Origin of the sequence: Hyphomonas sp. FCG-A18, from assembly GCF_045287255.1 — a bacterium.
Lineage (GTDB): Bacteria > Pseudomonadota > Alphaproteobacteria > Caulobacterales > Hyphomonadaceae > Henriciella.
In genome coordinates, this window is record NZ_CP137142.1 from 2,566,601 (window position 1) to 2,581,875 (window position 15,275).

A 15,275-nucleotide genomic window follows, 5' to 3' on the forward strand; every position below is an offset into this window, starting at 1 on the left:
AACCAGTGTCCAAGGGTCCGGACTCATAAATTTTGTCGTGGAGGTCATTTGATGAGCAAGCGGTGCGAGGAAAAGCATGCCGGGCGGGGTCATCCCCGGCCAAGTGCTTTGACGCGGCAACGCGTTGCTCAGCAGATGAAGGCCTTACAGATCCACTCCGGACATCGGTCTTTTTCACCCCTGCTGCGTTGCAAACCCTTGAAAGGCAACAGCCTTCCTGCGGCCTTGCGCCTAACAGGATCAAAAAACACCGCCGCCCGCCGCGGCAAAATTTAGGAGTCCGGACCCTGACATGATCCTTACCTGCCCGGAATGTGAAACTCAATATTTCGCAGAAGACTCAACAATTGGTGACAGCGGGCGCACGGTCAAATGCGATGCGTGCGGGCATTCATGGTTTGTCAGCCCCGCCGGCAGTGCTCCGGAATCCGCCACACAGGCTCATCAGGCCTACCGCCAGAAGCTGCACCTGCGCAAAGTCGAGCAGACCCGTAAAGTCATCACCACGGTCTGGACCGCCGCGTTTGGCCTTGCCCTCGCCATCCTCGGCGGGCTCTACCTTCTGCGCCAGCAAGTCGTGCAGGCCTGGCCCCAATCGGCCAGCGCATATGCCATGCTCGGCCTGCAGGTAAACCGTTTCGAGCTCGACTTCATCGACAGTCAGGCCGAGCGCTATTTCGATGGCACCACGCCGATCCTTGAGGTGCGCGGCGTCGTTATCAATCGCGCCGATCACAGTGTCAGCGCGCCCATGGTCCGTGTCGAACTGATCAGTGACGAGGGCGCCATCCTCGACACCGCGCTGGCCTCGATCACGCCGTCCACACTGCCCGTCGCTGCGCAGGCAAGCTTCATCGCCCGGATCGAGGACCCCCCATTCGAAGCCTTCGAGCTGGAACTGTCCTTCGTGACCGAGGCCAGCGTGCAAACTTCAGAGACCGAGGACGCTTCATGACCGACATGCCTGAGATTGATACCGTCCTGCCCGAAGCCGACCTGATGGCGCGGATCGAAGACCTCGCCGATCGCCTCGCCCCGCGCCTGACCGGGGACTGGAGTGCGATCAATATCCTTGTCGGCGCGACCCCGTTTACCAGTGACCTGATGAAGGCGCTCGCCCGCCGCGACCTGCACCCGGTGCTCGATGCTCTTTGGCTTGAGAGCTATCGTGATGCCCGTGAAAGCTCTGGCCGTATTGTCGTGCGCGCCGATATTGCGCGGGAAGTCGCCGGGCGCGGTGTCCTGATCATTGATGACGTGTTCGACACCGGCAAGACCCTCGCCTTCGCCCGCAGCCACATGCTCGCCAAAGGCGCACGTGAAGTGATCACCTGCGCGCTTGCCCGAAAACCCTGGGCCCCGGAAGGCGAAGACAATGTCGACTTCCACGCCTTCGACGCCCCGCCAAGATTCCTCGTCGGATACGGCATGGACGATAAGGGAAAGTATCGCGGCTTACCGTTTATTGGCGCATTGGATTAGCGATAAAAGCCTTATCATCAGGCACTAAATTTATAAATCCTCATTGTATACTTGTGAAGACAGCTCAAGATGCGCAATAAGTCTTGAAAATACAGAACTATCAACATCACCCTTTAACTCCACTTTTGCCGTGCAGTTCTTAGACAATGTGAATTGCAACACCGTTACATCATTAACTGCACTATCAGAAGAAAAAGAAATAGGTTTACTTTCATTATAGATTTCAGAAGTATCAGGCCTTGGATAATTCGAACCATCAACCTCTGACAATACAGTTTCGCCGTGGCGCTCAGAGAGCTCGTTGCTCGTCTTTTCCTCTTCAACAATCTCTTTCGCCGTTGCAAGATATGATCTAAACAATTTCTCCGCCCCTGTGGTCGTGAAATCGTATTTCCTAACAGCAAGCGATCTAACCACGGATTCAGCTGGCTCTTTCGAACCAAAAGCTTCATATAATTCTCTGAATAAGTCTGGCGTAAGCGCTGCTTGCCGATAAGCAGAGCTATACTCACTCATATCTAGCGGCTCTAATAAAGTCATTGCCAAATCTGTAAGAGCAATACTTTCATCACGCCCCTCAACAAGGCCAAACTGCTTCAAAGCACTAACGGCAGCTAATCCACTACCGGACCTAGGACTGTAGCCAATCAAGGTAACTATGGTATCATTATCAAGTGCAGAGCGATGAGCTCCACGATACAAATCCCTTGCAAAGTCAATACACTTAGGAAGCGGAAACTGTGGATAAGAAGGACTTCTAGCCATAAAACTCTCCTTTGTGCTGCACACATCGCACAAATCCGCTACAATTTCAAACTTTTATATTTTTCTCATATATATCAAGGATTTACATAAGTCCATTTCACGTGAAACATTGCTACTCCTAGAGATTGAATCAGCTTTTATGATAAATATTTGAACAAATAAAGAACAAAAAGTATATCTAAAGTGAATACTATCAAAATGCGTGTGCGATCGTATTGCGCACACATCGCTTGTATGTCATACAAGAATCGTGAGTCGCATCGGATCCAACCTGACGAGCGGGTAAAGCCCTACCCAAACATCAGATCCAAACCGATGCACAAGGTAGGGCTTTGCCTCGTGCCACATTGTGGCGCTCACATCTGCGGAGATATGGCCCGGGTCCAAACCGGGCCATATTTACTATCATATGTGCGCTTTGACACAATAGAAATTTTAAGCGAAACCAATCCCACACCTTATCCTCGCGCGTATAATGCTTGCCATCTCCCCTCTGTGACAGGGCCTTTCCGGAACGGCTGGGAATGAGTGGGAGAGCGGTGGTCTGTGTCTGCTGGTTTGGGGCCGTACCCGGTCTTGCGGAACAGTCGGGTGGTGAAGGCGCGAGGGGGTGAGCAGTCTCAGCCTCAGCAAGCGCTAAAGCCCGGACCTGTGGTGTGAAAGTGCCGTGGGAAACAACCGAAAACGCATCACCGCGGGCGCGCTCTGGTTGGGCGCTATAGGCTTGCCACAAGGTGAGCAGTCATGTCGCGTGCAATCTGAGCGCGCCTAGGCTCTGTTATAACGGACGTTGAGAGACGGTCTGGCTTCTGGTGCTGGGAGGTTTTTATTTGATGCGGTCCTGACGCCCTACGGGCGAACCGCATAAGCGGGTTCCGCGCCTACGGCGCATGAACCATGTTCAAGACTGTTTTGTATTCGGGGAGTACGGCTCGTGTGGAGAAAACAGCCTTGAGCTTGGTCTATGTGAGGGCCGAAGGCCCGATACGAGACCCGCTTCAACGCCTGTGCGGCGAAGCCGCTTAGCAGGCGTTCAAACTCAAGCGTAAAAACCTAAACCTCTTGGTTTAACCGATCCACCAGATCGTCAGTAATCTCGCCCGTGGTGGCCATGCCATTATCGGCCTGGAAGGCGCGGATCGCGGTGCGGGTGCCGGCGCCAGCAACACCGTCCGGTGTTCCGGCTTCATAGCCTAGGCCGTTGAGCACAGTCTGAACCGCTTTAACCTGTTCGCGCGAGCCTGTACCCCACGCGGATGGCCCGAACACACCGTTCGCGGTGGCTACCGGGGTTGCGCGGACCCAGCTTTCGGCGCGCTGGGCAACCGCTTGCGCGGTATCGAGCGGCACCATGGTGCGGACGCGGTCAATCTCGGCCTTCGCCCCAGCATCGCCATTGCGCAAGGCGACCTCGTACCAGAACAGCGCTTCGGTCGCGCTTGGCGAGACCCCGAGGCCCTCTTCATGCAGGATGGCGAGGTTGTACTGGCTGTCGACAAGGCCAAAATCAGCCGCCTGGCGGAACCATTTGGCCGACCCGGCATAGCTTTGCGGGCCACCTTCGCCATCGGCATAGAAGACGGCAAGGTCATGCATCGCCTTGATATTACCGCCCTCAGCGGCCTTTTGCGTCCAGGCGCGCGCCGCGGTCAGGTCACGTGGCACGCCGAGGCCCTCCTCGTGCAGCTTGGCGAGGCGGTATTGCGCAGCGGGCAGACCCTGATTGGCGGCTTGCTGGATCATTTGTGGGCCGCGCTGATAGTCCTTGGCGGCAAGGCGCTGTTCGCCATACTGGTATTGGGCCACCGCATTACCCTCAGCCGCCGCCCGCTCCAGCGTCAGGGCTTTCGGGATGGTTGGCAGGGCGGTTTTAGGGGTCGCGGTCTCTTCAATCGGCTTGAGTGCATTCAGTGTTGCAGACGGGGCCGCGATGTCAGTTGTGGTTTCGGCAGTAACAATGGCTTCTTCGAACAGGACATCATCGAGGCTGGCATCTGCCACCTCAGGCGTTGCGGTCACGGTTGGATTGACCGCCAGATCATCTGCGGTTTGAACCGGGGTGGTCGGAGCCTGCTTACCGCGCAGGGACATATAGGCACCGCCGCCCGCCGCGGTCAGCGCCAGAACCGACGCCGCCGCGATAATTGGCAATTTGCTGGACCCTCCGGACTTGGCCACTCTGTTGCCTGGCAGATCACGCTTGCGTCCGCGCGTTCGTTTGTGCCCATGCTTGTCAGATGCCGCGGCAATCGCTGCACTACGCGCCCGACTCAGGTAATCGGTGGCGTCCTGATCAACAGGCAGAACCTCATCGGGTGTATCCTCTGCCGTATGCGGCAGGTCGGACATAGGCTCCGGTACAGTGATGTCGGTTTCAGGGCTGAAGACCTCGGTATCCCTTAGCTCAGCGCTGTCATCGCCCCATGTTTCGATGTCGGCAAAAGGATCGGGCTCATCGAAGCTTTCTTCCGGCAGTTCAGCCACATAGCGATGTGAATCCGTGGGCTGATAATCGTCATCAGCCGCCTCCGTCAGCAAATCACGAACCGTATCCGCCGGAGCTTGCGGTGCGTCTTCGTCTTCAAAAGTCTGCAGGACCTCCATAAAGTCCTGAACACCGTCCATCGCTTCAGCCTCAGGCGCCACTTCAGGGATCGGCTCTGGCTCTGTATCGAGTGCATCAAAAGCCTCGATTTCCAGCATTTGGGGATCTGGGGCTTCAAACGTTGGCGCACGCTGAATAGGCGTCCCCGGCGGGGAGGTGAAATCTTCCAAGGCCTCCAGCCGCGCGGCGAGAGATGCCATAGCCTTCTGGACCGGAGAGACATGATCGACCGTCTGCTTCTGAATCTGGCGCAAGCGGTCAGACACATTGCTGAGCGCATTCGACAAACGTGCCTCATGGCGTTTATCGGCAGCGGCGACCTCATCTTTCAGGTCGTTCATCGCGCTTTCCTGCTTGGCCTGCAGGCGGCTGACAGCGGTCGCAACCTGCTCACCAACCTGTTCGATAGCCCCGGCAGAGCGCTGCTCACTTTCTTCAATGCGCTGGTCGAGCTGTTCGGCAACATCACCAATCTTGGCTGACACTTGCTCAAGCACATTATCTTCGCGTTGCTCAACAGCTTGCAAGCGGGCATCCATTCCAGTGGATAAACGCCCCATTTGCTGACTGACCGCTTCCACAGCCCGATTGGAGCGCTCCTCGCCCGTGACGAGACGCTGCTTGAGAGTTTCAATCGTGTTTTCAATCCGGCCCATAAACTCCGGGTTCTCTCCGGTCGCCGCCGCCTCAATCTGGTTGGCCAACTCGTTGCGCGCGTTCTCAACACTGCTGCGCAAATCAACAGACAGGGCCTCAAAACGCTGTTCCAGCTGCTGTCGAACATGCTCGACTTTTTGCGGGTCTGCATCCTTGGCAATCTGGGAAATGCGCGCATCCAGTGAAGAGAAAGTTTGCTCCAGCCCCTTTAGAGCGGCATCCGTTGTCGTCTCAGCGCGATTGAGGCGCTCCTGGATACGCAGCAAAGTCCCTTCCATGGAAGACAGCGCGCCAGAGACATCAGCTTCAACGCTGTCCATCCGCGCACCCATGTCCCCGACAGTCTCAAGACGGCCGGCAACGCTCGTTTCAATTGCAGACAAGCGTTCAGACACATGCTTGACAGTACCTTCAGTCCGAAGCTCGGCCTGTTCAACACTTTTCTCAACACGAGCTGCCGCCTCTGAAAGCGTGCGATCAACTTTCAGTTCCATTCCCTCAACACGGTCCCCGAGGTCGGCAAAGCCAGATTCAAGGCGCCCCTTAATGGCCGTGGTTTCATCCTGGGCCATGCGGGCTTCGTCATAGACATGGTTGGCGAGCTTACCGAGTGCATCTTCAAGGGAACGCATGGATTCCAGATTGCGGGCACTTGTATCATCAGCTTCCAGCGCGGTGATCTTTTCCCGCAGCACATCCTGCGTTTCCCGCAGTTCATCGACCATGCCATCGACTTCGGACGCAATAACCGAAGTTGAGGATTCAGCGTTCTCAAGACGCGCAATCAATCCAAGGACGGACTGGTCAATCCCCGTGATCGCAAGCGTTGAGCGCGCCTCCACAGCCTCAAGCTTACGGGTTAATCGGTCGAGCGTGCTCGGCTCACCAATCTCGGTTTCAAGGCGTTGCTGCAAATCGCGGGGGCCGGCCTCGCTGTGCCCCTGTAAGAGCAGGTCGTTGATGTAGTCACCCAAAGTGACACCACGCATCCGCGCTTTCTCTTTCGCTACGGCACGGGCGCGATCATCAATTCCCTTGACGCTCCAAGATCCAGTATTGGACATCCACAGCACTCCACTGCACGCCAAAAAATGGCGCAATTTACCCTATCCGCACAAGGAATGCAGGCATTGCTCTTAATTCGAAGTTAAAAAGGTAAACAGCACATCCGAATTTATAAACGAATTGCCCAGTCTCCAATCTGAGAACCTGACGTTGACGTTCGCGTAAAGACGCGGCATACGTGTATCTATGCCTGATACCGTTTCATCTCTTTCTATCGCTGATTCACGGACCTATTCGATTTCCGAGCTGGCCCGTGAGTTTGGAATCACCCCACGCGCCCTGCGGTTCTACGAAGACAAGGACATGCTCCACCCCGCCCGGGATGGCATGACCCGCGTCTACTCGCACCGCGATCGTGCGCGTGTTAAAATCATTGTTCGCCTGAAGCGCCTTGGTCTTCCACTAGCCGACATTCGGGAAATTCTCGACCTTTATGGCCTTGAAGATGGGCAACGCGCCCAGATGCGCATGTCACTGGTCAAGTTCCAGAACCAGATCAAGGAACTCGAGAGCCAGCGCGAGGACATTGAAATGGCGCTGCAAGAACTGCATCGCGGCATTGAATGGCTCGACGAACAACTCGCCCGCGTTGGCCCGGGCAAGGACGAGGCGGAGAGCCTGAAAGCCTATGACGCGGTTGCGCGTCGCCAGTTGAATGACGCCTAAGAGTTGAGCCCCCTATACGGGGCTTTTCTTCCATATAACGATAAAAAATCACGACTGTTTTCGGAGTAAACAATGCCCCGCTATGACGCCCCTATTCGCGACATGCAATTCATCTTGCATGATGTCCTACAAGTTCAGAACTATTCCAACTTGCCTGGCTTTGCCGAGGCCACGCCAGACGTTATCGACGCCATTCTGGAAGAGTCCGGAAAGTTTGCCAAAGACGTCTTGTTCCCCCTCAATAAGATCGGCGATGAGCAAGGCTGTACCCGTAATCCTGATGGCAGTGTGACCACGCCGGACGGGTTCAAGGATGCGTATAACCAGCTGGTTGAGAATGGCTGGCCATTGCTGGGCAAATCCGAAGAGATGGGTGGTCAGAACCTGCCTTATGTCCTGCAGATGGCGACCAGCGAGATGACCTCATCGGCCAATATGGCGTTTGGCATGTATCCGGGTCTGACGTCTGGGGCCTATGAAGCGCTGATGGCGGGGGGCTCTGATGAGCAAAAGGCCATGTATGGCCCGAAAATGGCGTCTGGCGAATGGGCTGGAACCATGAACCTGACCGAGCCACAGTGTGGTACAGATCTCGGCCTGATTAAGACCAAAGCTGTCCCGCAACCCGATGGCAGCTATAAGATTACCGGCCAGAAAATCTGGATTTCCGGCGGTGAGCAGGACCTGACCGAGAATATTATTCATCTGGTCCTCGCTCGCATCGAAGGCGGCCCGGAAGGCATTAAGGGCATCTCCCTCTTCGTCGTGCCGAAATTCATCGTTGGTGAGGATGGCTCGCTGGGTGAGCGCAACACCGCTTCATGTGGCGGCCTTGAAGAAAAGATGGGCATCCATGGCAATGCGACCTGCGTCATGAATTATGATGAGGCAACCGGCTGGCTCGTTGGTGAAGAGCATAAAGGTATGCGCACCATGTTCGTGATGATGAACGAAGCGCGCCTTGGCGTTGGCATGCAAGGCCTGTCACAGGCCGAGGTTGCCTATCAAAACGCTGTCGATTTCGCCAATGATCGCTTGCAAATGCGCTCTTTGAAAGGGCCACAAGCCCCGGATAAACCCGCCGATCCAATCATTGTGCATCCGGATGTGCGCCGGATGCTGATGGACCAGAAAGCCTTCATTGAAGGGGCGCGGGCCTTTACTTACTGGACCGCGCTGTTTGGCGATCTGCATCATCGCTCACCAGACGAAACCGTGCGTCAGCAAGCCGATGACTACATGGCGCTGATGACGCCGGTTCTGAAAGCCTTCCTGACCGACCGCGGTTACAAGATGGCGAATGAGGCTCTGCAAGTGCATGGCGGGTCTGGTTTCACCAAGGAGTGGGGCCTTGAACAGTTCGTGCGTGATTGCCGGATTACCCTGATCTATGAAGGGACAAACGGTATTCAGGCGCTCGACCTAGTTGGCCGTAAGCTTGCGGCCAATGGTGGCCGCGCCGTGTTCAGCTTCTTTGCCGAGATGGACGATTTCGTCGGGGCGAATGCTGACAATGAAGACATGAAAGTCTTCACCGATGGCCTCGCAGAGGCGAAAGCGCAATTGCAGGAAGGCACGACCTGGCTGATGCAGAATGGCATGTCTGACTTTAACAATGCGGGTGCAGCCTCTACCGATTACCTGCAACTCTTCGGTCTCACGGCGCTGGCTTATATGTGGGCCAAAATGGCGAAGGTCGCGCTTGAGAAGAAAGGCAGCGATCCGTTCTTTGACGATAAGTTGATCACAGGGCGCTATTATATGACCCGCATCATGCCGGAAGCAGCAGCACACCTTGCCAAGCTGAAAACCGGGGCAGAGCCAATGATGGCGCTGCCTGCAGACCGCTTCTAATCGCTGAATTCAGTGTTATGGCCAGCCCCACGGGTTGGTCATAACACATGCATGTTCCCGTTACGTCACGACTGGTCAAAACGCCTTTGAGCACCTAAATTGACGTGAACGTAAACGTCATAAAAACTACTGGGAGCCCACCATGTCAGACGTCCTCGATATCCCCAAGGCCAAGTGGCGCGAGGATGAGGAGATTCAGATCTTCAACGACGCGGTTGCAAGCTTTTTCGATAAAGAGCTGAAACCCCATGTTGAAGGCTGGCGTGAGGCCGGCATGGTGCCCCGCGATGTCTGGACGAAAGCGGGCGAAATGGGGCTCCTGCTCCCCTCTGCCCCTGAAGAATATGGCGGTGCAGGTGGGGACTTCCGCCATGACGCGGTGATTATCGAACAGCTGGAGCTACAAGGCATTGCGGGCTTTGGCATCGGCCTGCACAACGCGATCGTTGCGCCCTACATCATCCATTACGGGTCCGAAGACCAGAAAAAGCGCCTGCTGCCCAAGCTCGCCACGGGCGAGCTGGTCTGCGCCATCGCGATGACAGAGCCGGGCACGGGATCGGACCTGCAAAACATCAAGACGACAGCTATCAAAGAAGGCAACCAGTATGTGATCAATGGGTCTAAGACCTTCATCACGAATGGCCAAACCGCCAATCTGGTCCTCGTTTGCGCCAAGACCGACCCGTCCAAGGGGGCCAAGGGCATTTCGATCATGATGGTCGAGACTGATGAGGTTGAGGGCTTTGAACGGGGCCGAAACCTTAAGAAGATTGGCCAACCCGCTGCGGATACGTCCGAGCTGTTCTTCAATGACGTCAAAGTCCCGGCCAGCGCGCTGCTCGGCCCGGAAGAGGGACAAGGCTTTATCCAGCTCATGCAGCAACTCCCGCAAGAGCGCCACATTATCGGCATTCAGGGCATCGGCATGATCGAACGCGCCCTGAAAGAGACCATCGCCTATGTCAAACAGCGTAAGGCGTTTGGCGGGACAATCATGGATTTCCAGAACACGCAGTTCAAACTTGCCGAATGCAAGACCGAAGCAACGGTCGCCAAAGTCTTTGTCGAGCATTGCACAGAGCTGCTCCTGAAAGGCGAGTTGGACGCCGCCACTGCTTCCATGTCGAAATACTGGATCAGCGACCTGCAATGCAAGATCATTGATGAGTGTCTACAGTTGCATGGCGGCTGGGGCTATATGGATGAATATCCGATCGGCCAGATGTATCAGGATGCCCGCGTCCAACGCATCTATGGCGGCGCCAATGAAGTCATGAAAATGCTGATCGCAAGGACCCTCTGACAATGCGCAAGAGGCTCCCCAATCTGGTTTTGTATGGTGGTATCGGAAATCTAGTTTTCGGTATTTGGGCAACTGCCGCTGGAAAATCTACGGCGATGGCTGGGCTCATTATTGGTGTCACACTCCTATCGATTTGGGCGATCTTTTACCGTGGAAAGCAGAATGGGGATCAAACCGAAGATGCCCGATAGCCAGCTCATGTATGATATGTTCAAGAAGCCTGCCGAGAGTTCGAAATCTCTCGGCTTTGAGCTTTTGTCTCTGGACATGACAAAGCTGGAAACCCGCGTTCGGTTTGACGGCAAGGCTGAGTTCACCAATCCCGCTGGCTATGTTCAGGGCGGTTATCTCTCAGCGATGATGGATGACACGATTGGCATGCTCGCCACGGTCAAGATGGGCACGACAAAATTCCCTTCGACAATTGACCTTCACACCCACTTCCTGCGCCCCGTGCGCACGGGAATCATCGAAGTTGTCGCGCGCCTGCGCAACATTGGCCGTCAGGTGATTTTCGCCGAAGCAGACCTATATGATAGCCGGGGGAAAGAAGCCGCCCGGGCCACCGCATCACTCGCCATCAATCCGATGAAGGCGCCTGCGCGCCCGACCAAGGAGCAGCATAATGGATAATTATGCGGACCTGATGTTCAGCGAAGCCGTGCAATCCTTTCAGGAACGCGTGGGTATGCGCGATAAGTATCAAGAGATTTATGCCGGACGCCATCGTGATGATCTTGATGAAAAAACCATCGTTTTCATCTCGGCAAGCAGCAGTTTCTATATTGCCAGCCAGGGCGCGAATGGCTGGCCCTATGTCCAACATCGCGGCGGCCCTGCTGGCTTTGTAAAAATCCTCGACCCCGACACAATCGGATTTGCAGACTATCTCGGTAATCGCCAGTTCATTACGCGTGGCAATCTGGAAACGTCCAAACGTGTTTCTCTCTTCTTCATGGATTATGCCCGCCGGGCGCGCCTGAAAATGCAAGGCATCGCAACCATGATTGACGCAGAGAGCGACCCCGAACTTCAGGCGAAGCTTGCAACCGCCGAGGAAGGCCCGGTCGAACGCCTGACCACCATCAAGATTATCGCGCGTGACTGGAATTGTCCGAAATATATCGAGCCGCGCTACACCGAAGACCAGATCCACCAAATGCTGGAGCCCAAAATCTCTGCACTGGTCGCAGAGAATGAACAGCTCAAAGCTCAACTCACAGCACTCAAGTCACCCTAGTGGGCAGATGCCCCACGACAGAAATTCTAAAAACAGGAGCCCCCTCCAATGACCGAAGCCTATATTTATGACGCTGTGCGTACCCCGCGCGGCAAAGGTAAGAAATCTGGCAGCTTGCACGAAATTACCGCGCTGAGCCTTGCCACGCAGGCCCTGCAAGCTGTGCGCGACCGCAATGATCTCGACACATCTTATGTCGACGATGTTGTTCTGGGCTGTGTATCTCCGGTTGGGGAGCAAGGCGCTGATATTGCACGGATTGCCGTTCTGAACGCAGACTATGCCGAGACGACAGCAGGTGTACAGATTGACCGTTTCTGCGCCTCTGGCCTTGAAGCCTGTAACATGGCAGCGGCGAAAGTGATGTCTGGCGAAGCCGACATGGCGATTGGCGGCGGCGTTGAGAGCATGTCGCGCGTCCCAATGGGGGCCTCAGGCGGTGCCTGGTCGTCTGATCCAAGCGTTGCGATCAAAACCTATTTTGCCCCGCAAGGCGTTGGCGCTGACACGATCGCGACCAAGTGGGGTTTCTCCCGCGATGATGTTGATGCCTATGCGGTTGAGAGCCAGCAGCGGGCCACCCGCGCCTGGAAAGAAGGCCGTTTCTCAAAGTCTATCATCCCAGTGAAAGACCAGATGGGCGGCACACAGCTCGACCATGATGAGCACATGCGCCCAGATGCCGACATGCAAAGCCTTGCTGCGCTGAACCCGTCTTTTGCCGGTATGGGCGCAATGGGTTTCGATGAGGTCATCAAGCAGCGTTATCCAGAACTGGAAGCGATTGATCACGTCCACCATGCCGGGAACTCTTCAGGCATCGTGGATGGTGCCTCAGCGGTTCTGTTTGGCAGTAAGGAAATGGGCGAAAAGCTCGGCCTGAAGCCGCGCGCACGGATCAAGTCCATGGCCTCTATTGGTTCTGAGCCAGGCATCATGCTGACTGGTCCAACTGCGGTGACGCAAAAGGCGCTGAAGAAAGCCGGCATGGATGTTGGCGATGTCGACATCTATGAGCTGAACGAGGCGTTTGCCTCTGTCCCTATGCTGATGATGCACCTGCTCGGCATTCCGCATGACAAGATGAACGTGAATGGTGGCGCGATTGCGATGGGTCACCCACTCGGCGCAACCGGCGCGATGCTGCTCGGCACCATGGTCGACGAGCTTGAGCGTGCGGACAAGGAAACCGCCCTGGTTACGCTCTGCGTCGGCGCCGGTATGGGCACCGCCACCATCATCGAACGCGTTTAAGATTTAAAAGTAGAGACAGTTATGAACCTCGAAACATTCAAATTCGACATTGATGCCGACGGTATCGCACACGCCGTTTTCGATGTCCCCGGCCGCAGCATGAACACGCTCACGGCCAAAGCCATTGCCGACATTATCGCCATCACCAAAGAGGTGGGCGAGAATGATGCGATCAAAGGCCTCGTCATTTCCTCAGGCAAACCAAGCGGTTTCTGCGCTGGCGCAGACCTTGGCGAGATGGGTCAGGCCGCTGGCGGTAAACCAGAGTCGGAAATGTCCGAAGCTGAGCTGAAAAAAGCCCAGTTCGATCGCGGCTTTGCGCTGAACAAGACCCTGCGCGAGCTTGAAACTTGCGGGAAGCCAATCGGTGTCGCCCTGAACGGCCTCGCCCTTGGTGGCGGTCTGGAAGTCGCTCTTGCGGGTCACTATCGCGTTGCTGCGAATGACAATCCGAAAATTCAGTTCGGTCTGCCAGAAGCCAAGATTGGCCTGCTGCCCGGTGCTGGTGGAACACAGCGTCTGCCGCGCCTGATCGGCGTTCAGAACGCCCTGCCCCTGATCCTTGAAGGCAAGTCTTTCAACGCTGAGAAGGCGCTCGGCATGGGTGTTGTAAACGAGCTCGCCCCGGCTGCTGAAACGGTTGAGAAGGCAAAAGCCTGGGTCAAAGCCAACCCGAACGCGAAAGCGCCATGGGACACTGATGGCTTCAAAATCCCTGGCGGTGTTGTTCACCGTCATCCAGGTGCCGGTCAGGTCGCGACCATGGCCAATGCCATGCTGATGGCGAAGACTTATGGCAACTATCCGGCCCAGAAAAACATCCTGTCCTGTGTCTATGAAGGCATGCAAGTGCCGATTGATGCGGCCCTGCGGATTGAAACCCGCTACTTCATCAACACCCAGCAGCGCCCGGAAGCCAAAGCGATGATCCGTTCGCTCTTCCTGTCGACGCAGGCTTTGTCCAAGGGGGCAAGCCGTCCAGCAGGCTATGACAAGTATGCCCTCAACAAGGTTGCTGTGATCGGGGCTGGCCTAATGGGTGCCGGGATTGCCTATGAGCAAGCCCGCGCCGGGATCGAGACTGTTCTCGTCGATGTCTCGGTTGAGAATGCCGAGAAGGGTAAAGAATACTCTCGCCGCCTGGTCGAAAAAGCCATCTCTCGCGGGAAGATGACTCAGGAGAAGGGCGATGCCCTGCTCGCGCGCATCCACCCGACCGACAATTATGACGATTTCAAAGGCGCTGACCTTGTCGTTGAAGCGGTGTTTGAGAACCCTGAGCTGAAAGCCAAGATCACCAAGATGGCGGAAGAGCAGCTGGGTGAGACGGCAGTGATGGGCTCCAACACCTCAACCTTGCCGATTACGGGTCTGGCAGAAGCGTCTGTTCGCCCGGAAAACTTCATCGGCATCCACTTCTTCTCACCCGTTGAGCGGATGGGTCTGGTTGAGATCATCATGGGTGAGAAAACGTCTGAAGAGACCCTCGCCAAGTCGATTGATTACGTTCTGGCGATCCGCAAGACGCCAATCGTCGTTAATGATAGCCGTGGTTTCTACACCTCGCGCTGCTTCGGTACCTACACGCAGGAAGGCATGCAAATGCTGGCCGAGGGCATCAAGCCAGCCATCATTGAAAATGTTGGCCGCCAGTCCGGTATGCCGATGGGGCCACTGGAAGTGTCTGACTCTGTTGGTCTCGACACTGCGCTGAAAGTGGGCCGCCAGATGGCTGCGGCTGCGGGCATCGACTATAATGGCAATGAGCTGGGCCAGATGATGGCCTGGCTGGTTGAGGATGAAGGCCGCGTTGGTCGTAAGGCCGGTAAGGGCTTCTACGACTATAATGAGAAGGGCAAACCTGCCCGCCTCTGGCCCGACCTCAACAAGAAGATTGACGTTACCGTTGATGAGTGTCCACCCGCCATGAAGAAAGAGCTGATCAATCGCTTCCTGATCCGTCAGGCGGTTGAGGTTGCGCGCTGCTTCGAGGAAGGCGTGATCACCGATGCACGTGATGCTGACATTGGCTCAATCCTCGCCTGGGGCTTTGCGCCTTACACAGGTGGCTGCGCCAGCTATATGGACCTGATCTGGGGTATTCCGGCCTTTGTTGCCGAGGCAGACAAGCTCGCCGAAAAGTATGGCGAGCGCTTCAAAGTCCCACAAATGCTGCGCGACATGGCGGCGAATGGCGAGACCTTCTACAGTCGGTTCCCACCGGCAGGCGCAGAACAAAAAGCGGCTGCTTAAAACGAAACAGCATAATCATCAAAGCCGGGGCAATCTGTTCCGGCTTTTTTATTTTATCTGTATTGACCCCAGATTACTCTTTGTTAATAGGTCGGGCGGTCAATTTTGACTGCTGCTTTTTACTTAGG

Annotated in this window: 12 protein-coding genes; 10 read left to right on the forward strand and 2 right to left on the reverse strand. The window is 55.7% G+C overall.

All coding sequences use genetic code 11. The features are described from left to right. The first annotated feature begins 292 nt into the window (after window positions 1-292). Both RYZ27_RS12685 and RYZ27_RS12690 read left to right on the forward strand, forming a co-directional pair. Window positions 293-955 (forward strand): MJ0042-type zinc finger domain-containing protein, encoded by a 663-nt coding sequence (locus RYZ27_RS12685; protein WP_406679886.1) that lies wholly within the window; start codon window positions 293-295, stop codon window positions 953-955. Next, window positions 952-1,482 carry a phosphoribosyltransferase gene (locus RYZ27_RS12690; protein WP_406679887.1) on the forward strand — a complete coding sequence of 177 codons (531 nt, stop codon included), beginning with the start codon at window positions 952-954 and terminating at the stop codon, window positions 1,480-1,482. The genes RYZ27_RS12685 and RYZ27_RS12690 overlap by 4 nt, the downstream gene beginning before the upstream one ends. Window positions 1,483-1,512: 30 nt before the next feature. On the opposite strand, the gene RYZ27_RS12695 is transcribed toward RYZ27_RS12690, so the two are convergent. Beyond that, window positions 1,513-2,247 carry a hypothetical protein gene (locus RYZ27_RS12695; protein ID WP_406679888.1) on the reverse strand — a complete coding sequence of 245 codons (735 nt, stop codon included), beginning with the start codon at window positions 2,245-2,247 and terminating at the stop codon, window positions 1,513-1,515. A gap of 1,053 nt (window positions 2,248-3,300) precedes the next feature. Next, on the reverse strand, window positions 3,301-6,573 hold the full coding sequence (locus RYZ27_RS12700) for a peptidoglycan-binding protein (protein ID WP_406679889.1): 3,273 nt from the start codon (window positions 6,571-6,573) through the stop codon (window positions 3,301-3,303). Between the two features lie 187 nt (window positions 6,574-6,760). Between RYZ27_RS12700 and RYZ27_RS12705 the strand changes: the two genes are divergently transcribed. The 8 genes from RYZ27_RS12705 to RYZ27_RS12740 all read left to right on the forward strand — a co-directional run bounded on the left by RYZ27_RS12705 (window position 6,761) and on the right by RYZ27_RS12740 (window position 15,147). Then, window positions 6,761-7,240, forward strand: a complete 480-nt coding sequence (locus tag RYZ27_RS12705; protein WP_406679890.1) for a MerR family DNA-binding transcriptional regulator — start codon at window positions 6,761-6,763, stop codon at window positions 7,238-7,240. A 72-nt stretch (window positions 7,241-7,312) separates the two neighbouring features. Next, window positions 7,313-9,094, forward strand: a complete 1,782-nt coding sequence (locus RYZ27_RS12710) for an acyl-CoA dehydrogenase C-terminal domain-containing protein (protein WP_406679891.1) — start codon at window positions 7,313-7,315, stop codon at window positions 9,092-9,094. A gap of 142 nt (window positions 9,095-9,236) precedes the next feature. Next, window positions 9,237-10,400, forward strand: coding sequence for an acyl-CoA dehydrogenase family protein (locus tag RYZ27_RS12715; protein WP_406679892.1), 1,164 nt, complete (start codon window positions 9,237-9,239; stop codon window positions 10,398-10,400). Window positions 10,401-10,402: 2 nt separating this feature from the next. Further along, a complete protein-coding gene (locus RYZ27_RS12720; protein WP_406679893.1) occupies window positions 10,403-10,591 on the forward strand; it encodes a hypothetical protein in 189 nt (62 codons plus the stop codon). A gap of 7 nt (window positions 10,592-10,598) precedes the next feature. Then, window positions 10,599-11,033, forward strand: a complete 435-nt coding sequence (locus tag RYZ27_RS12725; protein WP_406679894.1) for a PaaI family thioesterase — start codon at window positions 10,599-10,601, stop codon at window positions 11,031-11,033. Beyond that, window positions 11,026-11,640: a pyridoxamine 5'-phosphate oxidase family protein gene (locus tag RYZ27_RS12730; RefSeq protein ID WP_406679895.1), complete on the forward strand. Its 615-nt coding sequence runs from the start codon at window positions 11,026-11,028 to the stop codon at window positions 11,638-11,640. The genes RYZ27_RS12725 and RYZ27_RS12730 overlap by 8 nt, the downstream gene beginning before the upstream one ends. 48 nt (window positions 11,641-11,688) lie before the next feature. Then, the gene (locus RYZ27_RS12735) at window positions 11,689-12,894 is read left to right on the forward strand and encodes an acetyl-CoA C-acetyltransferase (protein WP_406679896.1); all 1,206 of its coding nucleotides are present in this window, start codon (window positions 11,689-11,691) and stop codon (window positions 12,892-12,894) included. Between the two features lie 21 nt (window positions 12,895-12,915). Continuing rightward, complete coding sequence (locus tag RYZ27_RS12740) at window positions 12,916-15,147, forward strand: 3-hydroxyacyl-CoA dehydrogenase NAD-binding domain-containing protein (protein WP_406679897.1); 2,232 nt, start codon at window positions 12,916-12,918, stop codon at window positions 15,145-15,147. Window positions 15,148-15,275: the final 128 nt, after the last annotated feature.

Excerpts from the sequence above, each read along its gene's own strand:
- RYZ27_RS12720 (WP_406679893.1), top strand. The coding sequence starts at position 10,403 with ATGCGCAAGAGGCTCCCCAATCTGGTTTTGTATGGTGGTATCGGAAAT.
- RYZ27_RS12690 (WP_406679887.1), top strand. The coding sequence starts at position 952 with ATGACCGACATGCCTGAGATTGATACCGTCCTGCCCGAAGCCGACCTG.
- RYZ27_RS12740 (WP_406679897.1), top strand. The coding sequence starts at position 12,916 with ATGAACCTCGAAACATTCAAATTCGACATTGATGCCGACGGTATCGCA.
- RYZ27_RS12685 (WP_406679886.1), top strand. The coding sequence starts at position 293 with ATGATCCTTACCTGCCCGGAATGTGAAACTCAATATTTCGCAGAAGAC.
- RYZ27_RS12705 (WP_406679890.1), top strand. The coding sequence starts at position 6,761 with ATGCCTGATACCGTTTCATCTCTTTCTATCGCTGATTCACGGACCTAT.
- RYZ27_RS12735 (WP_406679896.1), top strand. The coding sequence starts at position 11,689 with ATGACCGAAGCCTATATTTATGACGCTGTGCGTACCCCGCGCGGCAAA.
- RYZ27_RS12695 (WP_406679888.1), bottom strand. The coding sequence starts at position 2,247 with ATGGCTAGAAGTCCTTCTTATCCACAGTTTCCGCTTCCTAAGTGTATT.
- RYZ27_RS12700 (WP_406679889.1), bottom strand. The coding sequence starts at position 6,573 with ATGTCCAATACTGGATCTTGGAGCGTCAAGGGAATTGATGATCGCGCC.
- RYZ27_RS12725 (WP_406679894.1), top strand. The coding sequence starts at position 10,599 with ATGTATGATATGTTCAAGAAGCCTGCCGAGAGTTCGAAATCTCTCGGC.
- RYZ27_RS12730 (WP_406679895.1), top strand. The coding sequence starts at position 11,026 with ATGGATAATTATGCGGACCTGATGTTCAGCGAAGCCGTGCAATCCTTT.
- RYZ27_RS12715 (WP_406679892.1), top strand. The coding sequence starts at position 9,237 with ATGTCAGACGTCCTCGATATCCCCAAGGCCAAGTGGCGCGAGGATGAG.
- RYZ27_RS12710 (WP_406679891.1), top strand. The coding sequence starts at position 7,313 with ATGCCCCGCTATGACGCCCCTATTCGCGACATGCAATTCATCTTGCAT.